Below are 25343 nucleotides of genomic sequence, written 5' to 3'. Positions count from 1 at the left end.
TCACAGACCTCGACATTTTGCTGGAACGCGACCCTTCCAGGCGCTGCGGCTTCGGAATGGTTTTCTTCGCTGTGATGGAGCCGTTTCCTTGTTCTTGGGTTGGCTCTGACCTGCCACTGAGAATTTCCTCCAGAATGGATTATTCCGGCCCAATAAAGGACGGACGAATGAAGAAGCAGCGATTTACGGAAGAGCGGATTATTGCGGTGCTGAAGGAGCAGGAGGCAGGCATGAAGGTGGCCGACCTGTGCCGCAAGTATGGGATTTCGGACGCAACATTTTATAACTGGAAAGCCAAATGCGGCGGTATGGAGGTGTCCGAGGCGAAGCGCCTGAAGGCACTCGAAGAAGAGAACGCCAAGCTTAAGAAGCTGTTGGCCGAGCAGATGCTCGATGCCGCCGCACTCCGCGAGCTTCTCGCAAAAAAATGGTAGGGCCTGCCGCCAAGCGTGACGCCGTTGCACATCTGAAGGACATAATGGGTCTTTCGGAGCGGCGGGCCTGCCAGATTGTGTCTGCTGATCGCAAGATGATCCGCTATCGGTCCTGCCGACCGCCGGAGGTCGAATTGCGGGCGAAGCTGCGCGACCTTGCCAACGAGCGACGGCGCTTCGGCTACCGACGGCTGTTCGTCCTGCTCAGGCGGGACGGAGAGCCATCCGGCGTCAACCGCATCTATCGGCTGTATCGCGAGGAAGGGCTTTCGGTTTGCAAGCGGAAGGCTCGACGAAGGGCCGTCGGCACGCGTGCGCCGATCCTGGTCGAGGCGAAAGCAAATGCCCGTTGGTCTCTCGATTTCGTGCACGACCAGTTTGCATGCGGGAGACGGTTCCGGATTCTCAATATCGTTGATGATGTGACGCGGGAATGCCTGGCAGCAATCCCGGACACCACAATCTCCGGCCGCCGTGTCGCACGGGAGCTGACGACACTGATCGAACGACGCGGCAAGCCAGGAATGATTGTCTCCGATAACGGCACGGAACTCACCTCGAATGCCATCCTGGCCTGGTCGAAGGATCACAAGGTTGAGTGGCACTATATCGCGCCAGGAAAGCCTATGCAGAACGGCTATGTTGAATCCTTCAACGGTCGGATGCGCGACGAATTGCTCAACGAAAGCCTGTTCTTTGGCCTCGATCACGCCCGCAGCGCCATCGCCCAATGGGCCGACGATTACAACAATTTCCGGCCACACTCGTCGCTGGGATACCAAACCCCGGCGGTCTATGCTGGATCCATCGCCGCAACCGGCTCCAACGCTGCGCAATATGAAAGCTTGGCGTTTCCGCCGGTTGCTACCAACACGCCAATTGGCGTAGTCAAAACCGCCGAGGCTCTAATCGCCGTTGGATGAAAGTTCAGTGGCAGGTCAGCTCCGCTAGCCGTTCAGAAGTTTGAATCAAACTGGCCGCTCAGCCTGTCGCCCACTGCGCGCGCTTGCCTGTGTGATGTCAAACGGCCGGTGTGCCCGAGGCGCTTTTGACTCTTATTAACCCATTTTAATGGGTTGAATAATTGAAGAATTTGTATTATTTGAACCATTGAAAGGGTCATTTAATGCGCCTCACGCTCCAAACCCATTTTGACGATGAATGGCATCACGCCGCGACACTGGAACTAAAGAACGACGCGGTGGGCTACCTGGGCGCGTCGATCGTCGACTACGATCTCGACTATTTCGTCACCGTGGCATCGGCGGAGTTTTCTGCCGGAAAAACGGTTCGTGACCAGCGCGCCTTGTCCGTCCGCTATCCCGTCGATCTTGAAAATCGATATAGTGGGAGCTGGCCCCCTTTCCTCTTGGATCTTATGCCGCAGGGGCATGCGCGGCGAAAGCTTTCCGGGTACCTTGGTCTTGCTGAAGGTTCGCGCGCTTCTGATCTGCCATTGCTTCTGCGATCGGCTACGGGCGGCATAGGCAACATCCGCATCAAAGAAGCGGCGGACGCCGAAGCGGAACGACTGCGCGGTGTGAAGCGTCAAGGGGTGACGGAAGCGGAAATCCTTGAGCGGTCGGATCGCTTCATGGAAGTCGCCGATCGTTTTGGAATGCTAGCCTCCGGTTCAAGCGGTCTTCAGGGCGAATGGCCGAAGGTCTCGATGACACAGGCGGAGGATGGGCTCTACTATCCCGACAGTTTCGTGACCGACGAAGAGGCCGTCCGCCACGTCATTGTCAAGCTGGTACGCAGCAACGAGCCTGTGGATCGCCTTATCCTCGAAGGGGAAGGCCTTTATTCGCGGATCGCTCAAGAGATTGGCCTGGGTGTCAGCGAACCGTCAACCTATGCCGAAGGCGTTTTGATCATTCCCCGTTTCGACCGGAAGAAGAGAGAAGGTGGCGGAACCGTCCGACTGGGACAGGAAAGCCTGGTAGCCGCGATCGGCGTTGCCGATTTTGGCCATGTCGGCACGCATGAGGCCTACATCGATGTTCTGCGTCAATATTCTGATAATCCCTTCGCGGATATTGCCGAATATCTAAAGCGCGACATTGCCAATCTGGCGCTCGGCAATCCCGATAATCACGGTCGAAATTCCGCGCTCAGCAAATATCCCGACGGCACGATCCGCCTCTCTCCGCTCTTTGATTTCGCGCCAATGCGGCTCGCCAGAGAGGGGATTGTTCGCTCCACGCGTTGGGCCAGGATGCGTGACAGCGGTCGCGATCATCTTCCGGATTGGAAACAGATTTGCGCAGAGCTGATGGTTGCAGCAGAGGAGCAGAAAGCGCTCGTTGTTGAGCTTCTCCAGTTTTCTGAACGTCTGCGGCAAGCACCAGCCCTGGCGAAAAATATGGGGGCGTCTTCGGAAATTCTCGAACATGCTATGGGGCGCTGTATAGCGATAGCAGACAGCGTCCTTGCTGCGTTCGAATGATAGGGGAGAACAGCTAGATGGCTCGCTGGAAAAAGCCCACTAAAGAAGAGATTCTTGACAATCGGCGAATGCTGGCGGAGCGTGCTCGAAACGGCGACTTGAGGCTACCTGGGGCGGTTTTAGAAATCCGTCAAGGGTTTGGGATGACACAAGTTGAATTTGCCAGGGCACTTTCGCTCACCAGGCGCCAGGTTGCTGAGATCGAGACGGGAACAGCGAATCCAACGCTCGAAACGTTAGTGAAAATTGGCCGATTGTTTGGTTTTGGAGTGGGATTTGTTCCAAAGGCATAATGATACCGAATTTCGGCCGGTGGATTGATCAATATCCATGCTTTAACGGGTTTGGAAACTCGATTTCCTGTTAAGGTTTTCCACGGGATCAATCGGCTGCTAAAGAACCGCGTTGGGCGCGCTCCCTTGACGCGAACGTGACACCCCGGACCTGGCAGATCGGATGCCTCCCGCTGATTTTGAGAAAAGTACGACAGGGTTCAACGATTTTCCTGTTACTGGGCAAGGACGAGAATCCGCCGACTGTCTTTGAAACGATGTGAAGATAAAGGTTCCTCTATCGCCAAGGAGCAGGCGCGCAAATATACCCGCCATCGGTATGCCCGCTTGGTAATTTTGATGAATGGAAATATCCATTACTGTGCGACGTTGGAAGGGCAATTCGACTTCTATTAGGGCACCTCCCCGGCGTCGGACGAAAACAGTATTATTACGCATGCGGGCGGAATGCCGGGCTCCCTTTATAGAAAACGTTGAAGGCGATTTTTCGTTGGGACCAGTACATTGCCTATGCAGATGAGCCTACCGGCGCCCTCATTGACGGCAATGGAACGATATTGCTCTATAATGAAGTTCATCGGTTTCTAATTCCTAATGGAACTGAACGCCGGTTGCAGCTTTGGTCTGGCGCGGGAAATGGCTTCGCTGCGTCACTTGCGCGACTGTTTGCAGTATCCCATCGACTTGCTCCAGAAGGGCGAACATTTCGGCCGGGTCCTGTCAATGGGAATAGTTGCCGGAAGCAAGCCAATTCCTCGCAGTGTTAAGCGGCTGATTTTGCTCGACACATCCAGACACTGGCCACGCAATCATTTCATCCCAAGGTCTGTCTGGCTGTCTGATCTTCTGGACATGTCAATTCAGAGCATAGCTGCCTCACTGAAAAACGGTTGCCAAACATGCTCACGAAACTGATCGGATCCGCTGAAAAGGATCGGCATTCGTTCATCTGTACAACTTTCACCCCACCGCTGTGTTGAGCCAGATAGAGCTGCTGCAATACAGCTTCAGCATGCCAAAATCTGTCGGAGCTTTCCGTCTTGGCGCGAGGTTCAGGTTTGGCATGATGTCTCAAACAAACAGCCCCGGGCGTACGTTGGCCCAAAGCACTGATCAGATTGCATTTGTTTTTAAACATAACCCAACGAGCCCTTCCATCGAAAACTTGCCTTCTCTGGCTTTGTCGGTGAGTGACCTTAAATACCCGCCAGCGCACTTTATCTGGTCTGTTCGTTGCAATATCCAGGCTATTGCTGCGGATGACGTTTCCAACCCCATAACAGCTACAGCATTGTGATATGCGGATTGGCTAACACCAAGAAAACCAGCAACTAGCTTTGCGGCATCTGCTAGATCTCGCCATGAGGTGATTATGGTTGGCTTATAGTCTCGAATGTCTGGACATGTTCTCAGGATAATGTCGAGAAACTCTTTTGAACAGGAAGACGGATGCAGCCCGTGGTGCGTATTCGGGGTGCTGGACTTTTTTGAATTTTCTCTCAAATCATCTGAATTTATCTTTTGAATCTTATTAAAGGATTCAGTCTGGGATTCATTATGCTGCCGCTCATTTTCAGCGGCATTGCCGCCCGATTTCGTTAGATTTACCTGCAATTTCAGATGCTTATCGATTTCGATCTCTAATGCGGATAATTCCTGAAGAATGATGCACAGCTCGTTTGGGGCTGCTCGGCGCGGTATGGCATCAACGATAGCACGGAAACGCACATGGGCACATTTCCAATGCTCGCCAGGGTGCTCAGCTAGTGCGCTGTCAATTTTTGCCGCCAGATCACGTCGCTTCAACGTGATCTGCTCACGGGTGCGCTTCGCGAGCATGGTATCAGCGCGAATTTTTTCAGCTGATTTCGCTATTTCTGCACCGCGTTCCAAGAGTGGAAGCAGAGAAAAACCGAAGGCTTCCTCTACCTGCCCTGCCCGATCTTTGTAGGCATATCGCTTACCGTTGGGGCTGTTACGGCGAGAAATCAAGCCTGCTTTTACCAATGAAGCCAAATGTCGTCGCAAAGTGGATTCCGGCATGCCATGAGCTCGCAGTGAGAGCTGGCGGTTTGAGGGAAAAACCACGAGAGACTGTTTGGCGCTGATAACATTCCCGGGAAGAAACGACAGCAATGCATTGAGGACGGCGAGGCTACGGTCGTTCAAGCCAAATGCTGTTTTTGCGATACACAGGTTTTTGTAGACGTCCCATCGGCTGACAGTTTTTACAACGGTCGTTCGGGAAGACACTTGTAATTGGGCACAATTCTTCGATCGCCCGCGAAAAGCAGGCGTTAATGTTTCCAGGATTTGCATTTCCTTTTACCTCTTCCGGGCAAAAGAAATCTGCTCGCCAAAACGACGCTAAGACTCTTGACAGGGAATCATGGAAATGCGATTCTCAGACTTGCTACAGATTGAGAGAGGCTTCCATGCGGCAACGTTTTGGGGGCCTTTTTCTTTTGCTAGTTAAGCTCCATTCGGTTTGGATTGCGACTGTTTATACTCGTTGTAAAGCCGATCCATGTTGTTCGATATCCAGCTACTGAATGGCTTGGCTTCAGCATTTGAGAATTCAACAGCAACCTTTCTTGCTTTTTGTTTCATCGAGAAGTTCACGGAACGATCGGGCGATGACCAGGTTGTCTCAGCAGACGCTTTGGCAGGAGATTTGGCCGCTGATCGTATGCTGTATCTCTTCAGATACTCGTGTAAGGCGTCGAACCGGTCTTCTTCCGGGAGGCTGATGAATTCATCGGTGGAAATTCGCTCAAGAGCAACATTCCGATGGGCTGGATTAAGAAGTATTTGTCGAAGCGATAGCCACTTATCCCGGCCGATTTTCTTTGATGCACCCAATGCCATCATGATTGTCGATGGTATGGATTCAGCCACGCTAAGCATTTTGGACAGCATGGCATCGTCGACGCCCAGAGCGGATTTGACGACATCTTTTGTAAGGCTGTTAGATAGCAAATTCTGAGCGAAATATGCGCGTTCTATAAATGATAAGTTAGAACGTGCGGAATTTTCCTGGCCTTGAGCAATTGCAGAGGAAATATCGTCCAGTTTTTTGACTACAGCCTTTACAGGCTTGCCAAGTTCTACCGCAACCCTTGCCCGGCGATGGCCAAAAACCACCATATATCGTTCAGCGTTTTGCGGATTAGGGCGCACGAGAATAGGTGATGACTGGCCGTGTTCCCTGATGGCTTCTTTTAGCTCATTATATTCAACTTCGTCTTCCGACAGTCGATCAGCAACGAAGGAGACGTCGAGAAGCTGAGGGTCAATCTCAATGATTGTCTCCCCGTCCATCAGCCGCTTTGTGTTCTCAGCCATTTCCTCAATGGATCGAACAACAGTCTTGGCGGCTCCAGTCATGCCATAAGCCGGCTTCTTTGCAGCTGAATTATCGCTTGTGATTGATGCGAGATCGAGGTTTGCAAATGGATTTTTACGTGACATGAGCATAATCATCCTTATTGGTCATTTCGCGTAACCCGCTGTAAAATCGCGCGAAAAAGCGAAAAAGAACGGCTGACAATTGCCTACCTCCTCCCCCATGCATGGTGAATCAGATCCGCTACCTCACTATTGGTTGCGTTAAGACTCTCCATGGCCCGCTCGTAGGTTGAGCGTACGAAGTCGCTTTTTTCGACTTCGTATAAGGTTTGCTTTTTGATGGATGCATCAGAAATTGCCGTCGATTTTAGAACGTGGTTCTTCAGCATATTCTGTGCAAACATTGATTGCATGAACCCGACCATTTGCGCCTGCGGGATATCTGTCGGCTCAAAACGGGTCACGAGATACCGGAACCACTTGATTCTGATTTCAGCGCCGGCATCTGCCACCGAGGTCATGATGCCGCCCAACATCTGGAGAAACTGGGACATCGACATAATATCGAGCATTTGAGGATGAATTGTAATCAGAATGCCTGTTGAGGCCATCAGAGCTGTGATTGTGAGATAACCAAGTTGTGGCGGACAGTCGATAACCACGACATCATAATCTGCGTCGATGTCTTTTAGCGCGTTGACGATGCGCAGGTGGAACAGGCGACCCTCATCTCCCTTTTTGCCAGATATAGCCAAAGGAACATCATATTCATATTCCTGCAGCAGGAGGTTCGCGGGTATGATTTGCAGATTTGGGATATTTGTGTGTTGCACAATATCTGCAATAGGCTTTTTCTCTTCGTCAAAACGGATTGCTTCATAAAGCGACGCGATATCATCCAGTTCAGGCTGGATGCCGAATAGCGACGTCAACGATGCCTGAGGATCAAGATCAATCGCAAGTACGCGATGGCCGGTAAGTGCAAGATACTGTGCAAGGTGAGCGGCCGTGGTCGTTTTGCCGGAGCCACCTTTGAAATTTACGACCGAGAGTACCTGCAGCCCCTCCCCCGGCCTGCGCTTTGGTTGATAGATGCGCTTGTCCGATTTCTTGTTATCCTCGAGATAAGCGCGCAGCTCCAGCATCTGTTCAGCTGTGTAGTACCGGCGTCCTGAAATGATTTCTACTTCAGGCCCTTTGCCTTCGTTATGCAGTTGGCGCAAATGAGATTGTGTGACTCCAATAAGGTCAGCGACCTCAGCGAGCTGAAATTTTCGCAGGTTCTTGCGTGCGTCCGGTGGATATTGTTGCGTCCGTAACATATTCAGCGCGCTAGAGATTTTTGAACCCTGAAGGGCTATTTCATGATCAAAACGATTTATAAGCTGCTCGCTCATTTGGAGAACTTTAGTCCTTCCCAGGATAGTTTCGCAAAACAATGCGAAGAGGAGACATTTTCGCAACTATAATTCCGATTCTGGGATGCCTGCAAGGAATTTAAGGTTAAGGGAGCGTTAACGCATTTTTGTCCGCAGGCTGTGGATACAGAACTCAAGCTACCGCCGGGAGCTTTGTGGTTCCTGGGTCTGCGCGAGCTTGCAGGACTTCAGGGCTGCGCCTCGACATTGTGCCTGCGGGGAACCTTGAAGTTACATTGTCTGGCTAACGAGACCATTCACGCTGAAGATCCAAAGCTGAACTAGCCTGTTGCACCTTATATACCAATCCAACTGGTCCACTTGTAACCGGCAAAGAATGGTAATCAGGTGGACTCATCAGATAACGCGGTGGGCGCGCAGTACCGCCGGAAGCTGCGCTTGCAGGGTAGTATCAATAACTGAGGCTCGCCCTATCAAGGGGAATTAGGACATTGGGTCGACCGCGACGGCTTGAGTTGCTCCTCAAGGTCCCACAGCGAGGCGTGCGGATCCTTAATCCAGGTTGATGAGGCGGGGGATACTGTGTGCGGCTTTCCAGACGCTGACTTGCAGGGCGGTTCGGCATCAGGTGCAGTCCTGCCAGCTTCGGGGTTCCACAGCACGCTTTGGCGAACAACGAGGCCAACGGAATTCTTCCGAAGCCCAAAGTGAAGGTAGAATCTCCTCGTCGAGACTGTTCCAGATCCATACAGCTGGCTCGTAGAGAGGACACTTTCAGCAATCTTGGGCATCTTCCTTTCACGTATGCAGTTTGTCAGCCTAACGCGTTCCACCGTTCGGAAGGACTCCCAAGCGACCGAAAGCGGCCAGATTTCGTCGGCTTTGTTACATCCGCCTCGCCGATAACGCTATGCGTGTTAACAGGCGAGCAGTCGTCGGGACGATCCCCAAGCCTTGAATTGCCAGAACTTTGCAGCTTTATCCTATCGGCTGGGGCGCCAGAAGAATGTCGAACCTCGATAGCAATCTGGATTTGCATCAGGCGACACTCGGTGTCGCTCGTGGTGATCGGCGGGTAATCCTTGAGACCTTCTTCCTTTCTGCCTGGAGGTTCGCCGCGCTTTCGGATTTCGTCATGCGAGGGCGACAAATTGCTGTACGATGCGAAGGCCGTTGGTCATTTCCGGTGAAACGATAAAGGAAGTTGCGCCAATCCGGACCGATTTCCGCAAATACGATGCGTTGTGCTTTTGTCTCCTCATTTCTGCGGCAATGTGTTTATCACCATCATAACGAAATAGCGTAGGTCATAGGATTTGGTGCCAGGGCTCGGCTGAATGCGGACGACAACATCCGTTCATTTCATTCAAGCACTTGAAATATTTGGGTGTTTCCTCAAAAAAAACGGCTGACAAATTACAATTGCTGCTCTTTCCAAAGCTACTCATAACCGGCGGCGATGCCGATTCTCAAATGACGAGCGGCAATGATGCTAATCCGAGAACGCTAATTCATTCGAAAGTCAGCTTCGACGGATGGTCGAGGGAGCGGAAAGGGCGGAAAATTCGGCTGCGAGCGATCAGGCCATGTAGTCGTAAGCTATCCCCTTTTTGACAAGAAGCTGACTGATTGACAAATCGTCTTCCAGAGCGTCGATTAAGCTACGCTTCGTACCCCACTTGATGTGGAGCGGGCGTAGTGTCTCTGCAGCCATCGTCGTTTCAAGCTTCCGTGTAGCTCAGCTCGGGCTCCGGTCAGCGCGAAGGTATGGAATGCAACCTGGATGCCAAAGGTTCGTGTTGTTCCCATAAGAGAGCTCATCCGAAGCGAGTGCCATCGCGCCCGTGCAAGACCTGACGATATAACAGCGATAGAATTGCAGGTAGCGCGCGCCGCAGAATAGGAGGGTAGGGGGTGCCGAGGCGGGTAAGCCATACGGCTGACGACAATGTCGGTCTGCCTGCCGAGGCAAGGCACCGGTTTGGGCATTCTTACGACTGGGCTTGCATCCAACCCAAGATCAGAAGGAATCTTAACTAAACGGAGTGGATTTCTTAACCAAATCACCGTAGCATCTATGCCATCAAGTCCGCCAGGATACCTCTTTCCTTTTCAGCATCGATACCGTCAGCCTGACTAAAGTTAAGTGGGGGTTCGCTTTAGTAACGGAGGGCGGGCGGTGGGTTTTCAATCGGATAGCTTACCCGGTTTATTGTCGTTGTAGCACGCAATTCCAGGCAAACAGAACAGGTTCAAGAGCTCTCTATCGACCGTAGGGGGATGGACTCTGGTGCAGGCGGCAACTGCCAGGCCACGCCACGAACTCTTCAGGCTTACGGAAAAGTCCGTGCCCAAATCCTGGGAGATGAAAGCACCAGGGCAGGGCAGGGCAGGGAGGTCCGGACCGGCGTCTGCCTAATCCTTGGCTACGAAATGCCCATCAAGAAGCTAAAAATCGAGTTCAAGCTCCGCCAGTCAAATGGGCAGCGGATATGAGCGCGTCCCTAGAAATTTACAGAATAAACTGGATTAGGTGCGTGCCAGATCGGGTGTACCGCTGAGGTTAAGGCAAGTTTGCCCGCCTGGCTTCAACAAAGAGGCGGGGAGGACCTCAACGTTTTGGTCCGCCGCACGGCGTATGTGGCTGGCGCACGCGTGATAAGGGTATTGCCAGGTTTTTCGTTACGGCTTGCGTGGAGGCGCTTGTGAGGGCCAACCGTTATTTAAGAGCACTTACCTTAGCCCAAGCTCTTTTTAAGCCGACGGCTGATTGTTTAAATTAGCCTATTCCCGTGTAATGGGAGCCTCTCCTGATCAGTAGTATCCAGCCTCCAACCAGGCCGCTTTCTCAAAGCCCTCGTTGCTGGTGACATCCATGCGCGCATTCGCGTCGCTTTTACCGCAATCGACGTGTTGGCGCGTCTGGAGCGGCTGCGCCTGGCGGAACGCGCTTTGGGTCATCTTGCCGGGATTATGATGTTGCTACCGCACAAGGATCTGTTTCTCTATATGCATGTGAGAAAGGAAGCAGTCCTATCGCGGGAATGGCGAAGACGACGTCATCGGCAGTCGCGATGCGGAGGGCATCCTCTTGCTTGTTGACGGCCGCGAGGAACTCGTGGAGGAGATTGCAGTGGCCACTCCAGAGGACCGAGCCTATATCGCGGGCCAGATATCAGTAAGGCTGAAACATTCCAGCTTCGAGCATTTCCTTGAAGCGAATGTCCGCGGGCTGCAGGCCCAGTATACATCGTCTGCGAGCGTCCGGTTGCAGACCAGCTGCTGACATGGCGATCGCGATCCAATGACGGTGTCAGCAGGGACGAGCATCGGCCAATAATCGCGACCACGTTGGTATCGGCATTCGCGGCCATATAATCCTGGCAATTGTTTTCGATGCATCGACGGCGAGATCGGCCAGCGGTTTGCTTGCGCGCGGGATTGCATGTCGCGTCGGCGACTGGTTCGTGACCACGTTCGCCGGGATCGCCGCCGCGACTGACCAGCTTCGCACGGACCCGTACGGCTCTTGCCGCGGATTTTGGAAAAGGCTCCGCAAGCTATGGCCTGGCGTACGATGCGGCCGCGCTGCCGGCTATCGTGCTGCATGCAGGTGATTGTCTGCTTGGCCATCGGGTCCGCCGATGGACGGATATCATTGCTGTTGTCGCCAGATACGCTCGCGAATGCGCACACGGCTGTTCCGCACCACCTGCTCGCAAAGCGGTATCTCGGCTGTTCTCACGTGAAGTACCGATCTCTGCGCTGCACCGCTCCCGATCTGACGATGATCGACTTGCGGGATCAACTAGAACTTCGCACCAACCCGCAGTGCCATCGCGTGATCGCTTGCGCCAGAACTACCAAAGCCGGTTCGATATTCGACGCCCGCGGTCCATGCATTATCGAAGCTGAAATCGAGCGAAAGGCCCACATTGGCGCTATCGCTGCTCTCGCCTTCAACATCTAGCGCATAGGGAAGCCCGCCAAGCGCGCTATATCCCATGGCGGCCCGGCTCGAGCCCTGAAAATCATGAGCATATTCGGCGCGAACACCGGGGGTCAGACGCCCCCATGTGTAGTCGATGGCGTAATTGGCGCGCAAACCAACCACACCCGTGACAGTATCCACGGTCTGATTGCCATAGGTCAACCGGTAAATACTGCCACCCTCTTCGGCATAACCATCGAGCCATGAGCGCGACATTTCCATCCGGCCATAAGGCGAGACCAGCCATGCTTCTTGGCGAAATTCATAAGCAGCCGTCAGCGATCCAAACAATTGATGGCCATTACGTTTGCCATCGGTCAAACTGCCGTCTGCCGTGATGAATCGGGTAGAGTCAAAATCCAGAATGCTGCCGCCGACAAGCGCATCGATAAAGAAATTGTCGATCGGTTTGAAGCTACCATAGACCGCAGCGCTGTAGGCATTAGCGCGGCTCTCCGTGCCGTTGTCTCCAATATCTGTGCGATCCCGCCCGTATCCGACTCCGAAACCCGCCACATAACGTTCCGAGAACCGATAGTCGATGCCGCCACTCACGCCGACAAGCGTATAGTCCAGATCGAGCTTACCGCTATCGCGCTGACCGAAGTTCACAAAGCCGCTGCTCCAGAATGCGAATGGTCCAAGGTCTGGGTCTATGGCGGGCACATGTTGCTCCGGCTCTTTCAAGCCAATAGACTTGCCCGGAAAGCTATCGCGCTTTTCGGGAGCGTAGCCGAGAGTTGAAATCCCGACCGGCGATGTTGACAAACGGGGAGTGGCCGGGTCTTCCTGTTGCTGTGCGGACGATGGACCGCCAAGTCGCACGCCGAGGCTAGATTTTCTCCGATCGCCTTCATCATGCAACTGCTCAAGCCGGTTTTGGAAATTCCGCGTTTGAACCTGCGCAAAGCGTCTAGCGGCACTTGCCTGCGCGTTCAACAAACCGATCACTTCGGGATCGAGCGTCGGGTCTGGGAAAACCATGGCCGCACGGTTGACCACAACCATGTAGCTGCGATTGGCCCCACTTGGCGCGGTCACGACAATCGAAACCGTGTTCGAACCAATAGCCAGTCCTAGGGGAGCGCTGGAACTTCCCGACGCCACATTGCTTCCTGCGACGCTTACCCGGGCAGAAGGCTCGGAAACGGTTGGCGCGAACGAAATTCTCTCGACACTATTCTCAACGTTCACAGAATAGCTGAGTGTATCTTTATCAAATGCCGGGTCCAGCGAGCCGATACTGGGAACAAGGCTAGCAAGCGTTGCATCTGCGGATGCTGCTCTGATGACATTTACCGTATAGCTGCGTGTCGTTCCATTTTGCGCAGTGACGACAACCGTCAGGGTCGTATTGCCGATACTGAGCGGAAGCGCAGTGCTTGCACTACCTGATGGGACGGTTCCTCCGTTGACCGTTATGGTGGCCGTCGGATCAGCAGATGAAGGCGTCAACTGCAATGACGATGTTTCAGTTGGAACCGTTAACCTATAAGTCGTTGCGCTCGGTGAAAATGCAGGGTCAAGCGATCCAGCGCTCGGAACAAGGCCTACCAGATCGGCATTACCAGACTGTGCGCGGATGACGTTGACCGTATAGCTCTTCGTGGTGGCCCCATCCTGCGCGGTTACAATCGCGGTAACCGTGTTGTTCCCCACCGCCAATGGAATTGCCGCACTCGACGTTCCGTTGGGCGTTGGAGACCCGTTGACGACAACCGTTGCGTTGACGTCTGCAAGCGATGGTATGAACGAAATGTTCTCAACATCGTTTGCGACATTCACCGTGTACGAGCTCGTGTTTGGAGTAAAAGCGGGGGCTAAAGCTCCAGCGCTCGGAATGAGGTTCTGCAAGTCAGCGTTTGGGGGAGGATTAAGCGTAAGGTTCAGTGCGTTGGAACCGAGGTTCCCATTTCCTGCCAGATTAGTGACAGATCCAGCTCGTATCCGCACTACGGATACGCCAATTCCCGACATTGTAACGACAAAAGAATAGGTAGTGTTGTCGGCGGTTGCCAGTGAGTGGGCAGAAGCGCCGACAGTTCCGACGTTAGAGAATTCAATATCAGCTAACGTAAAACCCGTCACCGGTTCGGAAAATGTAGCCGTTACTTGCTTTACGGTATCGTAGGAAGAAGATGTAGTTGAAAGGGACACTGTTGGGTTGGCAGTGTTTATTATTATCTGAGACGTCGACCCAACATTGTTGAGCGATAGAATCGCTGAAACATTTGCGCTATTTGCGATGGATCCTCCGTTGGTCGAAAGTGCGCCAATCGCTATCCCGTTCATGTCCATGTCGCCGGGGTGAACATTATAAGAAAATGTGAGGGTGTTTGTACCACTGCCGCCCGCATACGCTGCTGGCTTTGTGTCAGAGCCGATAATAACCGACAATGAAGGCGTGCCGGAGACAAATACAGCTTGATCAAAATTCACCGAAAAATTCAGCACTGAGCCGGCGTTGTAATAGCCACTAGCCGGAACAGCGACTGACGTTACTCTCGGCTCGACGGCCGAAATCGCGAAATACACTGAGTTTTCCGAGTACTCGTGTGGAGGGTTGATATCCGTTGCCCGGAAAACAAAGGTATCGCCACCGGTAAAATCTGGAGCAGGTATGTAAGTAAAGCTTCCGTCGGAGTTAAGCGTGAGAGCTCCATTGGCGGGGCCGGTTACCAGACTGAACCAAGCCGTATCCCCTGCGGCCGCCAATTTCCCCGAAATTGCATTATTCTTTGAACCACTGAAGTATTGCGGTGAAGTCACTGGAGCCGCACTGGCGGTCACCAACGATAGAAGTACACCCAATATTCCAAGAAAGCCAATCAAACACTGACGCCATCTATAAAAGCAAAACGCCCCAGATTTCCCCACTGCCCTTACTCCCCCCCCTAGCGAATAGATAGTGTTTTATTCTCACTAAATTAGATTTGCGACAAGTGGGGTACCGGTTGCAAAGAAACAAAAAGTATAGGGAAAAGACGCTTCCCTAAACCGCCCGCGCAAACGACATCGTCTTCCGGTGCACTGGATCGCGCTCCTGGACCTCTGCCAGAAAGTCTTGCCTGGAGAGCGTCCTGGCAATGACGTCGGCCTGCCGCCTATATGCGCCGTCTTCGGGGCTGCCATGGGTTGGGGTGCCGGTGAGGCGGCTGGGGCTGGAAGTGGCTGGCGCGGCGTTCTCAGCTGAGAACATGTGTCGTAGGCCATTGTGGCGATGGTGTGTGCCTGTCCAGGCTGGGATGCATCTTCAAGCGTTTCATACAATCCGTTAAATGCGAACATGCGGCCCGTAATAGGCTCCTTGAGCTGTGTGAGATGGCGAGTTCCTCGCGGTGTTGACGAAAGCTACTGGAGTTAAATAGCCGAACGACCGGACCCGTCCGTTGCCTTGCGATTCAACAACTGACATTCGGATCATTGGTTTGGCTGTCCACCATCAGGTTGCTGTCGGCAACCGTGATTGTCTTTCGCTCAATATACCTTTCGTTCTGTGCTCATTGCCTCTTCTGGTGAAAAGTTCAGGTCGACTGAAGCCAAATGAAATAAACTTGACCTGCAGGATAGTGTTCGTTCACATGTCTCCAGATCACTGCCGGCAGGGGCGGCCCTCCGAAAGGTTGTGCCACGGCTAATGGGAATTATCATGCACGAGATCATCTGTCCGCACTGTAACAAGGCATTTAAGATCGATGAGGCGGGGTATGCAGATATCCTGAAGCAGGTCCGTGACACTGATTTCGAAAAACAACTGCACGAGCGGTTGGAGTTGGCTGAACAAAGGTTACCAGCGAACTTCAGAAAGCTGCGGCAGCCAAGGATTCTGAAATTCAGAAGCTGAAAGCCAGGCTTGAGTCCGGCGAAGTGGCGCAGAAACTTGCAGTAGCCGAAGCCCTGAATGTCGTGGAGAAAGAACGTGATACTCTTCTGCATGACCTCGAAACCGCCAGGCGGGAGCAGGAGATTGCGTCAAAACTGGCCGAGGCGAGGCTCGCCGCCGAATTACAGAAAGCCGCGTCTTTAAAGGACGCAGAGATCGAACGTCTCAAAGCCAAGCTTGATGCGGGCGAACTTTCGCGCAAGATCGCCGTGACCGAAGCCGTACTTGCAGTTGAAAAGGAGCGAGATGAACTGAAGAGCGGACTGGATCGTATCGCACTGGAAAAACAGCTTGCCGAAACTGCCCTGAAGGACAAGTACGAAACGCAGCTTAAGGATCGCGACGAGGCGATTGAACGCCTGAGGGATATGAAGTCGAAGTTGTCGACAAAAATGATCGGTGAGACGCTGGAACAGCATTGCGCGACCGAGTTTGACCGCATTCGTGCCACCGCTTTCCCGAGAGCTTATTTTGAGAAAGATAATGACGCCCGTTCCGGTAGCAAGGGTGATTTTATCTTCCGAGATATGGATGATGCGGGCTCTGAAATCGTTTCGATCATATTTGAGATGAAGAACGAGAATGATGAAACTTCTACCAAGAAGAGGAATGAAGATTTTTTGAAAGAGCTCGACAAGGATCGTTGCGCCAAGAATTGTGAGTATGCGGTGCTGGTTTCGTTGCTCGAACCTGAAAGCGAACTTTATAATACTGGGATCGTAGACGTATCGCATCGGTTTCCCAAAATGTACGTGGTGAGACCGCAGTTTTTCATTCCAATTATCACGCTCTTGCGCAATGCGGCTATGAACTCACTCAGGTACAAGACGGAACTGGCAATGGTGCGGGCGCAAAATATCGACATTACCAACTTTGAATCCCAGCTCGAGGATTTCAAAACTGCGTTCGGGCGGAACTGGCGCCTGGCCTCGGAAGGTTTCGAGGAAGCAGTCAGACGCATCGACGAAGCGATCAAGGATCTGGAAAAAACCAAAGATGCGCTTCACAAGTCGGCAAACAACCTGCGGCTCGCAAACGACAAGGCCGAGGACCTGACGGTGAAGCGGTTGACGCGTGGCAATCCGACGATGGCAGCAAAGTTCTCTGAACTGAAACAGGAACTGTCGAATTCAGACTGACCAGGAGGCTGGACTGTTGCATCCGTTCCAGTACGCATAGCCGGTCAACACAGCTGGCGCGAGGCCAGCCCGCTGCGCCGTTTGGCGTCCTTGTAATAGTCGGATGCCTGTTGCGCGGTGCGATGGCGGCACAGCCTACGTTACGATTGATCCCCAGAACCTCATCGAGGCGCTTAAGTCCGACGGATCAGTAGATCTGTCCGCCTTCTGGGCGCTGGTCGCCTTTACAGGCACCCAGGACGCTGAGATGAGATCGCATCTGGCGATCGTGGAGATATTCCTGGATCATGCTTGGAAAGGGATGCCCGCGTTTGATCTCAGACTCCTGAAGGCGACGGGCATCCTTCAAGAGTGCTTGGTCCGCCACAGGAGAGAAAGCTGGGCCGTCGTCAAACATCACGCTGTCACGGATTTGCGCAAGTACGTTGATGACTGGGTTCGCCGCCATTCCCTGTCCGAAGACGGTCTCGCCGCTGCGGAAAAATATCCGCAGGACGTGCGCCCAAGGCCGACCACGACGACGTTGGACCGGCCTCAGCTGCGGACGCGAAGGTTGGCTGTTCACCTGCAAGCTCGCCGGTACAAGACGCGACCGCCATATACCCTTCTTCGGCTTTCTCCGCACCGAAGCGAGGTGATCGGTTGGACGCGCCAGAGCGCAAGCAGCCTGATACTTTGGTGTTGCTTGGCTCGTGCGAGCGCACGCTCGAGAACGATCTGCTCTAACTCCCTATTTTTGCGGGCAGCGATGGGTGCGCCAGTAGTCTGGTAGCCATCGCGACAGCGTCGGGCGGGCAAAATGAAACGGGCGATCCGTTCAGCTGACGTATCTCAACGCTCAAATGCCTCCCCAGCGTCCAACCGCTTTCCAGAAATCGAAGGGCGCACTGTAGAACTGGGTCGCCCTGATTGGGCGCCGTCAATGAATGTCGGGATGGCGGTTTGCCAACTTTTCACGCTGCGCAGCGAGCTTTGCCATTTTGGCCTCAAGCAGGGCGATCTCGTTGTCGATATCTTCGATACGCTCTTCGATAATATCATACGATTCCTGCAATAATGCTTTGGCCTCTGCCCGGTTTGAGGCATTCGGTGTGTCGCCTCGCAAGGGGCGGTTGGCGGTTTCAGGCAGGAACAGACTAGTGATTACACCGATAACTGCCGCAACCATCAGGTAGTATGCGGGCATGAGCAGATTTTGGGTGCTGGCGACCAGCCATGCTGCGAGCGTGGGAGTGAGGCCAGCAAATATTATGGCAATATTGAAGGAGCTGGCCAGGGCGCTATATCGAATGCGTGCCGGAAATAGTGCTGGCAAAGTGGCAGCCATTACGCCAATCATACAATTAAGTGCGATGGCCAGAAGTAACAGCCCGACAAAGATCTGCGCGGGCTCATCGCTAGCAATCAACATAAAAGCAGGAATGGCAACGGCGAACAGCCCGATACTGCCTATCAATATGAATGGTCGTCGACCGATGCGATCGCTGGTCAAACCAATGAGCGGTTGTACAAAAAGCATGCCGATCATTACGGCAATGATAATCATAACCCCATGATCTTCAGAATAGCCCAGGTTACTGGTTAGATAGGTCGGTAAATACGTAAGGAGCATATAATAGGTGATATTTGTTACCAGCACCATGCCAATACAGACCAGCAAAGATTTGCGATATCTGGTCAAGATTTCGATGAACGGCACTCTGGGCCGTTCTTGAAGCGCGGATTTGTCTTCCTGCTCCAAACGTTCCAGCTGCTGGGTGAATGCGGGTGTTTCCTCTGCAGCATGACGCAGATAGAGACCGATAAGTCCCAAAGGAGCTGCTACCAGAAAAGGAACACGCCAACCCCAGCTCAAAAAAGCTCCTTCAGACAGGAGGGTTTGTAAAAGAACTACGAAACCGGCGCCGAGCACAAAGCCGGCGATTGAGCCAAAATCGAGCCAACTGCCCATGATGCCCCGCTGTCGGTCGGGGGCATATTCGGCCACAAAAATTGCCGCGCCAGTATATTCGCCGCCTACCGAAAAGCCTTGTGCCAGTTTGCACAGCAAGAGCAGGATGGGAGCAAGGATACCGATGCTGCTATAGCTGGGGATCAGGCCGATACAAAATGTGCTGGCTGCCATGATTATAATCGTAAGCGACAGGACTTTCTGCCGCCCAAAGCGGTCGCCCATGATACCGAAAAACAATCCACCCAGCGGGCGAATAAGAAACGGCACAGAGAAGGTCGCCAGTGCTGCAATAGTTTGAATTGCCGGAGAGACTTCGGGAAAGAAGACTTTGCCTAGCGCAAAGGCCACAAAACCATAAACCCCGAAATCAAACCACTCCATGGTATTACCCAAAGCGGCGGCCGTGACGGCTTTCTTCAACTTGGACTGATCGACAATGGTGATATCATCGATCGTCAACGGGGAGGCTTGATTTGTCATTATCGGTCTCACGGTTGAAGGAAATCGGATAACGTCTCTATCTTACAAACTCTCCCAACATCAAGATTAGCTTATAAAAACAGATAGGGGTATAACCCTTGTGATGGGTGGGGAAGATCCAATGCATGCGCACTACTATAGCAACAAGAATTGAAATGGGGGCTGTTGCAAGGGAAGTGAACCATGAAGAACCCAGCTTTGAAGGAGCCGATCCGCTCGGCGACAGTCTGTTATCCCGCTCATAATTCGATAAAAATTGGGGCGCCTATCTACTGTGATCCGTGGTCAGGTCTACAGCGTATGAAGTCGAATCGTTTGATGGAAGAGTGCCGGTTCAAAGCGGGAAACAGTCGGGTCAGCTTCGGGGCTATCGTTATTAGTCGCTTGCTTTGGATGGAATACGACTTAGACTGACCAATCAGAATCCTGTTAAGCAAGTGAGCCGGTAACAGGTTGCCCATAACAGGTTTCCCTGTTCTGCTGGATGGCAGCGCCACAGAACGTTACCAATATTCTTTGCAAGATCGTTATCACCGCAACGGGAAATGATCTATTCGAATCGAAATGGTTCATTGCGATCGACGATGTTCTTCGTGGAGTTCGTATGTCTTCAGTGATCATTTGCGAAAAGCCGTCTCAGGCGCAGCGTATCCGCAAGGTTATTGGCGAGGAATATGGAAAGGTCCTGTTAGCCCGCGGACACCTTCTGCGTCTGGAAGAACCGGGAGAGGTGCGACCTGACTGGCAAAAATGGACTGAGGAGGTCCTTGTTCCGCCGGGCGGGCGATATCGCTTCGTTCCCGCCCATGACAACGGAAAGGTGAAGCTTCTTGAGCAAATTGGCGCAGTGCTCGCAACTGCCACGCGTGTAGTAATCGCGACCGATAGTGATCGGGAAGGGCAGTTGATTGGAGAAGCGATTATACGCCATTTCGGATTTTCTGGCGAGATTATGCGGGCCTGGTGGAAAACAGAGGATGAACTCGCGTTTCGCAGCGCCTTCGCAAATCTAAAGCCCAATGCGAATTACAGGCCATTATTCGATTCCGGCATGGCAAGGGTGCAGGTGGACCAGATCTACAATCTTACCCTGACACGCGTCGCCACCATCAAGCTTCGGCCACCGGGATGGAAGTCTGCCCTTGGTATCGGTCGCGTCAAGACACCGACCCTTGGCATTGTCTGCAAACGGGAATTAGAAATCCGCAATTTCGTTTCGCGCGACTTTTTCGAGATATCCGCGACATTGAATACCGCCGGGGGAAGCGTGACGCTTTGGCATCGTCCGCGTGGTGAAGCCCGTCTTTTTTCGCGCGAACTGGCCGACGACATCTGTGCGGCTGCATTGTCCTGGCAGGGCCCGATTGCCGTTTTTTCGGAACGCAAGCGGACCTTGCCACCAAAGCCACTCGACCTGACAACCCTCCAAAAGCTGGGCGGTCCATGGGGGTGGTCGGCGGCTAAAGTGCTCAATGTTGCACAAGCGCTTTATGAGACCCATGCGCTCATCACCTATCCGCGCGCCGAAAGCCGTTATCTTCCCGAGAACCTAGCTGGCGAGGCGCCTGTCCTGCTGAAAGGACTGGCTGCTTTAGAGCCGTATAAGGCTATTGCACCGCAAGAACCTGTAATTCGCAAGGGCAAGTCCGGCAGCTACTGTGATGCAGGCCTGAACGGAGAACCTCACCATGCAATCATTCCCAACATCAATGTCATTCATGAATTCGGTGAGCGTTGTGCAAGACTGAATGCGGATGAGCGCAAGGTGTTTGACACGATTGCCCGGGGCTGGCTTGCAGCGGTCGCCCCCGAACATGAGTTTGACGAGACCGTTGCGGAGATCATCATACCGTCTGGCAGGAACGCTTACAGGTTCGGTGTGAAAAGCAGTGTGGTCGTCACACCGGGCTGGAGGGCAGTGTCTGCTGTTGCGGCTGAAGAGGAAGCAGACAGCGAGCCCGTAGATGCCGAAGACCGTCCGCTACCCGCAATTGCCAATGGAACGGTCGTCAGTGTCGATGAGGCAAGAGTTCAGGTGAGGACAACCGAGCCGCCAAAGAGGTATACAGAAGCCGAACTGCCTTCAGCCATGAAGGCAGCGTGGAAGTTTGTTGACGATCCAGAAGAGCGCGAGCGCCTGAAAGAAGCCAACGGTATCGGCACCGCCGCCACCCGAGCCAGTATTGTTCAAGGACTGATAAGACAAAAATTCCTTGAGATAGCCAAAGGCAAGATAGTGCCTACGGGGATTGGTCTTTCTTTTTATGAGATTCTGCTTGCAGGCGCTCCCGAGCTTGTCAATCCTGCAGCGACTGCACGTCTGGAAGAAAAGCTGAACGCAATTTACCGTGGACAGGCGGAAGCAGACACGGTTATTGCGGAATGTATTGAGCGCACGACACAGCTTGCAACCGGACTCAAGAGTGCGAACGTCACCAATCGGGCCGCCGCCATAAGCAAAGTAAAACGTCCGCCGACGCCTGCAATGATCAAAGCTGCCACGGCCAAGGCCAAGCGGGAAGGAATGTGTCTTTCGAAGGAGATTGCGCAGAGCTTCGACGCTTGTCGTGCTTACCTCGGTCCCCTTAAGCCGGAAAGGCTGGGGCCGAGCGAGAAGCAGATTGCATTTGCGACGAAACTGGCGCGCGAACGCGATCTCGAATTGTCCCGTGAAGCAATGGCGGATGGTCGCAAACTTGCCGAGTGGATAGATCAGGCCAAAAAATCGCGTTGGCAAAGGCGGGCCTCTCCCAAGCAGATGGAATGGATCACCAGGCTGGTTGGGGATGGTGCCACACCGCCAAAAGGCTTTCCGGACGCGATGGCAGCCAGCGAGGCAAAGAAATTTCTGGACCAAGCATTTGGCTCAAAACCTCAGATGCTGACCAAACGGCCGAGGCGCAAGTAAGTAGATTACACCGGAAAATGTGCGAGGATCGACAACCACTGCGAGACGAGCGACCATTCGCCACCGTCGTTGGGGTAACAACGACATGCTTCCTTAGCGAAGCTTCAATCCGTGCAGGTGATAAATACAAGCATTGACGAGTTCGCGCCATTCTCGTTCGATCAATCTTTGGCAGGTAGAATAGCCCTCAAAAGACCGCCTTGGTTTATATCTTCTTGAAGTGGGTAAAAGCCGGTTTCAGGTCGCCAACTTGGCTGCTTTGTTGGAGGGGGAGCAACTGAACTTGGCGGAGCGCTCCGGGCGTGGAACTGCTTTTCAGGACATCTCTGCCGGACGGCGAAAAAGTGAGGGCATTGAAAACCTCGTGTCAGTCAAAAGGACCGACTTCGAAGTGATCCATCGTGAGTTCTGGAAATAGGCGGGTGGCAAATGATTGTCGTGGCCCGTAAGTAAGATTATATCTAACTTTTTGTTGCTACCGTTCTGAATTCCTGCCACATTCGGTTGTCCGGGCTACATTGATAACGGAAGAGTAGAGGAATTTTTCATGACTACTATTGAATTAAATGACAAGCTATTGACCGATGTGCCGGCTCCCCAGATACGACGGGCGCGGGCTTTGGCCAAGAACCCACACGGTGATGGTTGGCTCGTAAAAGTGGACGGTAACGCAAAGCCGGCAGCTCAAATTCAGGTCAAAACTGCTCACGGAGTATGGCTGCCTCATGACAAGGCGGATTCCATCGGACTGTTTTCATTGTCAGCCGCATATTATGAGAATGATGGCGTCACTATCCGCCAGATTTCGAACGGCATAGCCTCGCCTGCATCTGAAAAAGCGCCGATCGAGATCGGGGCCATTCTTTCTGTCACGCATGAAGATGCAGATCTCGTCATTGTGCATGTTGAGTTTTCCGAAAACGCTTATAATAACTGGATAGGGGTCTATAATAGGGATGCGGACCCGCAAAATGCGCCGCCCCTCCGGTATTATCCATGTCCTGACGGCCCCGCGCAGTTTAAAATCAGCAAATTGCCAGTCGGCCAGTACATGATTGGAGCATTTGCCCATGATTGTCATGAACCTGTAAAGTCCGTAAAAATCGAGATTTGGTGAGAGTTAATCGAGATATGAAAGCAACATCAGCGGGCTTGGGCTGCCCTGCTGATGAAACTTGTTGTGACGCTCTCCAGGGCGTCACGGCCAGTGGCTGACGATCGGCGGAGCAATCTCTCCCTGTCAGTCAACGCGCACCGTTTGATGCGTACCCGCTGGCCTTGAACATGCCTTTTTTGCTAAGCGAACCGGAGCGCACCAACCAGATGCCTATATCGGCCAGGTATCGAGAGAAGGTCTCCATCTGTGGCCTTTGCTGAAAGTAAGCCGCATCTCGGGTCAGGTTATGGGGGCTAGAAACAGGACAGTCCGTTCATGCCTTGCGAGGACGTTGTGGAATAAATCTAGTCCTATATTATTGTTATCAATTAATACTTGCCGCTGCATCGGCGAACTGCGCGTTGTTTTCATTTCTGGATAATGTTGCACGATAAGTCATGCTTGATGGTTAGATCGACTTGTATATTATAAATCAGTCAATAAAATAGGGAAATTCATCAGAGGTGGAGATGATTACTCATTTATAAAGCTGAGATTCATTTTAAGCTTGTGCCAGAGTGCTTCCATTAAAACTCATCTGATATGGGTAATAGTATGCATGGAACCTTTGATAACGTTCAGGATCAGCTTGCATTTCTTCTATTTTCCGCGCTTGTCCCATCGCTTCGGTGCTAATCTTCGCAGCGGTTCAGACCGGTGCTGCCTGCTGCCAAACTTATCCGGCCCTTTAAATTCAATAATCATGAATTCGCCCAAGAAGTGCGACAATTTCTAACTTATCCTTTTGCCATAAAACGAACTCTGTCATTTTTGCCAACGGTTCTCTCTGACAAGGGACAATCCGCAAAGCGAGAAAGGAAGTGTAATGAATATGTCAGGTAGATCGGCCGTCAGGGCGGTTAGTGTCGTGCTTGCTTTGTCGGCGGGCATGGCGGCAATGTCCCCGGTTGCGTGGTCGGAGGTGCAGAATCAGGACAGTAGGGAACCTGTATTCACGCTCGAACCGAAGCCATGGATGAAAGCGCCGTCTGACGACGATTTCGACAACCTTCCAATTGAAGAAAAGAGAAAGAAAGCGCTAGCAGAAATCTCCAAAGGGGTCCGCGATGCGACGCAGGAAGCGCGTATCAAAGCCGCGGACGCACACTGGGAGAGTTACCTGGTCAATCTCCCCGACGCACAGATGAATGAATTGATCCAATATACGTTGACAACCTCCCACAATCGCCTTTTGCGTGAAGGCACGGGGAAGCTTACCGACAGGCAGATGAAAGATTTCGTCGCCGGGGTTGGCAATACCGACAAGGCGCTATCAGGACATCCAGCAGACGCAGCGTATATTGTGGCCAGAGGAGCGAATCTGTCTCTGTCGCCTGATGAGATCAAGAAGCTGCGCGGACGAACGCTCACCGACAAGGGTTTTCTTTCCACGACTTTGATGGACAAGCCACCTGCCGACTTCGAGCTGAGGAATTCCCTTCTGCGACTGAGGATACCTGAACTGACATCGACGGCCTATCTGAGCAAGACCGCAGCAATGGCTAAATACGAGGACGAGCAGGAACTACTTCTCGGTCGTGGCACAGCGATCAATGTGACGCGGTCGTTCTGTGGGACGCCTGATGCCAGTGTTGAGGGAGGGTGCAAGCAGTGGGAGGTATTTGGCGAAGTCGTGCTCAGGCAGGTTCAGCTGACGGTTGAGACGTCTGGCGATGCGGGAGTGAAGGGGCACGTTGTGTTTCATCGCGCTAGCGACGGCAACTGGGTGGGGATCGCTCCGAAGGGGCAGTTGCCCCGCGAGAACAATGTGAAGGCACAGAAGGCGTTCACGACGGCAGAAGGCGATTTCGAATTCACCGGTCTTCCTGCTGGCGAGTACACGGTTCACGTCTATCCCGACAAGGTTTCCTACGCTCCGCTGAAATCCGTGGATATCATGGTCGGGTCGTCGGTGCTGCGATCGGTGCG

General features: G+C 52.9%; 14 protein-coding genes and 1 pseudogene. 9 read left to right on the top strand and 6 right to left on the bottom strand.

Annotated features, from left to right (window positions below; all coding sequences use genetic code 11):
- Positions 1 to 167: 167 nt before the first annotated feature.
- From ACOWVS_RS21055 to ACOWVS_RS21045, 3 genes are all read left to right on the top strand, one after another.
- A protein-coding gene (locus ACOWVS_RS21055) for an IS3 family transposase (protein WP_139309318.1) occupies positions 168 to 1357 on the top strand; the annotation gives its coding sequence in 2 pieces (ribosomal slippage) (positions 168 to 420 and positions 420 to 1357; 1191 coding nt in all).
- Positions 1358 to 1560: 203 nt separating this feature from the next.
- Complete coding sequence (locus ACOWVS_RS21050) at positions 1561 to 2883, top strand: type II toxin-antitoxin system HipA family toxin (protein WP_075042424.1); 1323 nt, start codon at positions 1561 to 1563, stop codon at positions 2881 to 2883.
- Between the two features lie 17 nt (positions 2884 to 2900).
- Positions 2901 to 3176: a helix-turn-helix transcriptional regulator gene (locus ACOWVS_RS21045; RefSeq protein ID WP_075042423.1), complete on the top strand. Its 276-nt coding sequence runs from the start codon at positions 2901 to 2903 to the stop codon at positions 3174 to 3176.
- A 1113-nt stretch (positions 3177 to 4289) separates the two neighbouring features.
- Here ACOWVS_RS21045 and repC read toward each other — a convergent pair.
- The 3 genes from repC to repA form a co-directional block, all read right to left on the bottom strand.
- Positions 4290 to 5495 carry a plasmid replication protein RepC gene (repC, locus tag ACOWVS_RS21040; RefSeq protein ID WP_075042422.1) on the bottom strand — a complete coding sequence of 402 codons (1206 nt, stop codon included), beginning with the start codon at positions 5493 to 5495 and terminating at the stop codon, positions 4290 to 4292.
- 153 nt (positions 5496 to 5648) lie between these two features.
- Positions 5649 to 6647 (bottom strand): plasmid partitioning protein RepB, encoded by a 999-nt coding sequence (repB, locus tag ACOWVS_RS21035; RefSeq protein WP_075042447.1) that lies wholly within the window; start codon positions 6645 to 6647, stop codon positions 5649 to 5651.
- 83 nt (positions 6648 to 6730) lie between these two features.
- Positions 6731 to 7921 (bottom strand): plasmid partitioning protein RepA, encoded by a 1191-nt coding sequence (gene repA / locus ACOWVS_RS21030; protein ID WP_075042421.1) that lies wholly within the window; start codon positions 7919 to 7921, stop codon positions 6731 to 6733.
- A 2904-nt stretch (positions 7922 to 10825) separates the two neighbouring features.
- Between repA and ACOWVS_RS21025 the strand changes: the two are divergent.
- Positions 10826 to 10948: pseudogene (locus tag ACOWVS_RS21025) on the top strand (Fic/DOC family N-terminal domain-containing protein); the annotation flags it as partial.
- Positions 10949 to 11711: 763 nt separating this feature from the next.
- On the opposite strand, the gene ACOWVS_RS21020 reads toward ACOWVS_RS21025, so the two are convergent.
- Complete coding sequence (locus tag ACOWVS_RS21020; RefSeq protein ID WP_139309316.1) at positions 11712 to 14726, bottom strand: cadherin-like beta sandwich domain-containing protein; 3015 nt, start codon at positions 14724 to 14726, stop codon at positions 11712 to 11714.
- A gap of 817 nt (positions 14727 to 15543) precedes the next feature.
- Between ACOWVS_RS21020 and ACOWVS_RS21015 the strand changes: the two genes are divergently transcribed.
- Both ACOWVS_RS21015 and ACOWVS_RS21010 read left to right on the top strand, forming a co-directional pair.
- Positions 15544 to 15738, top strand: a complete 195-nt coding sequence (locus tag ACOWVS_RS21015; RefSeq protein WP_282097774.1) for a hypothetical protein — start codon at positions 15544 to 15546, stop codon at positions 15736 to 15738.
- A gap of 23 nt (positions 15739 to 15761) precedes the next feature.
- Entirely contained in the window at positions 15762 to 16916 is a 1155-nt protein-coding gene (locus tag ACOWVS_RS21010) for a DUF2130 domain-containing protein (RefSeq protein ID WP_282097773.1), read from the top strand.
- 187 nt (positions 16917 to 17103) lie between these two features.
- Here the strand turns inward: ACOWVS_RS21010 and ACOWVS_RS21005 are convergent, their stop codons facing one another.
- Entirely contained in the window at positions 17104 to 17364 is a 261-nt protein-coding gene (locus ACOWVS_RS21005; RefSeq protein ID WP_139309315.1) for a hypothetical protein, read from the bottom strand.
- Positions 17365 to 17835: 471 nt separating this feature from the next.
- A complete protein-coding gene (gene proP, locus ACOWVS_RS21000) occupies positions 17836 to 19350 on the bottom strand; it encodes a glycine betaine/L-proline transporter ProP (protein ID WP_075042415.1) in 1515 nt (504 codons plus the stop codon).
- Between the two features lie 484 nt (positions 19351 to 19834).
- Here proP and ACOWVS_RS20995 point away from each other — a divergent pair, with 484 nt between their 5' ends.
- From ACOWVS_RS20995 to ACOWVS_RS20985, 3 genes are all read left to right on the top strand, one after another.
- On the top strand, positions 19835 to 22258 hold the full coding sequence (locus tag ACOWVS_RS20995) for a DNA topoisomerase (protein WP_075042413.1): 2424 nt from the start codon (positions 19835 to 19837) through the stop codon (positions 22256 to 22258).
- A 547-nt stretch (positions 22259 to 22805) separates the two neighbouring features.
- The gene (locus ACOWVS_RS20990; protein ID WP_075042412.1) at positions 22806 to 23375 is read left to right on the top strand and encodes a hypothetical protein; all 570 of its coding nucleotides are present in this window, start codon (positions 22806 to 22808) and stop codon (positions 23373 to 23375) included.
- An 871-nt stretch (positions 23376 to 24246) separates the two neighbouring features.
- A partial coding sequence (locus ACOWVS_RS20985; RefSeq protein WP_420973138.1) for an ADP-ribosyltransferase occupies positions 24247 to 25343 on the top strand: 1097 nt, incomplete at its 3' end.

Origin of the sequence: Brucella sp. IR068 (assembly GCF_049065885.1) — a bacterium.
GTDB classification, from domain to species: domain Bacteria; phylum Pseudomonadota; class Alphaproteobacteria; order Rhizobiales; family Rhizobiaceae; genus Brucella; species Brucella intermedia.
Note: the sequence above shows the minus strand (reverse complement) of the source record. Positions and strands in the feature narration are given on the sequence as shown.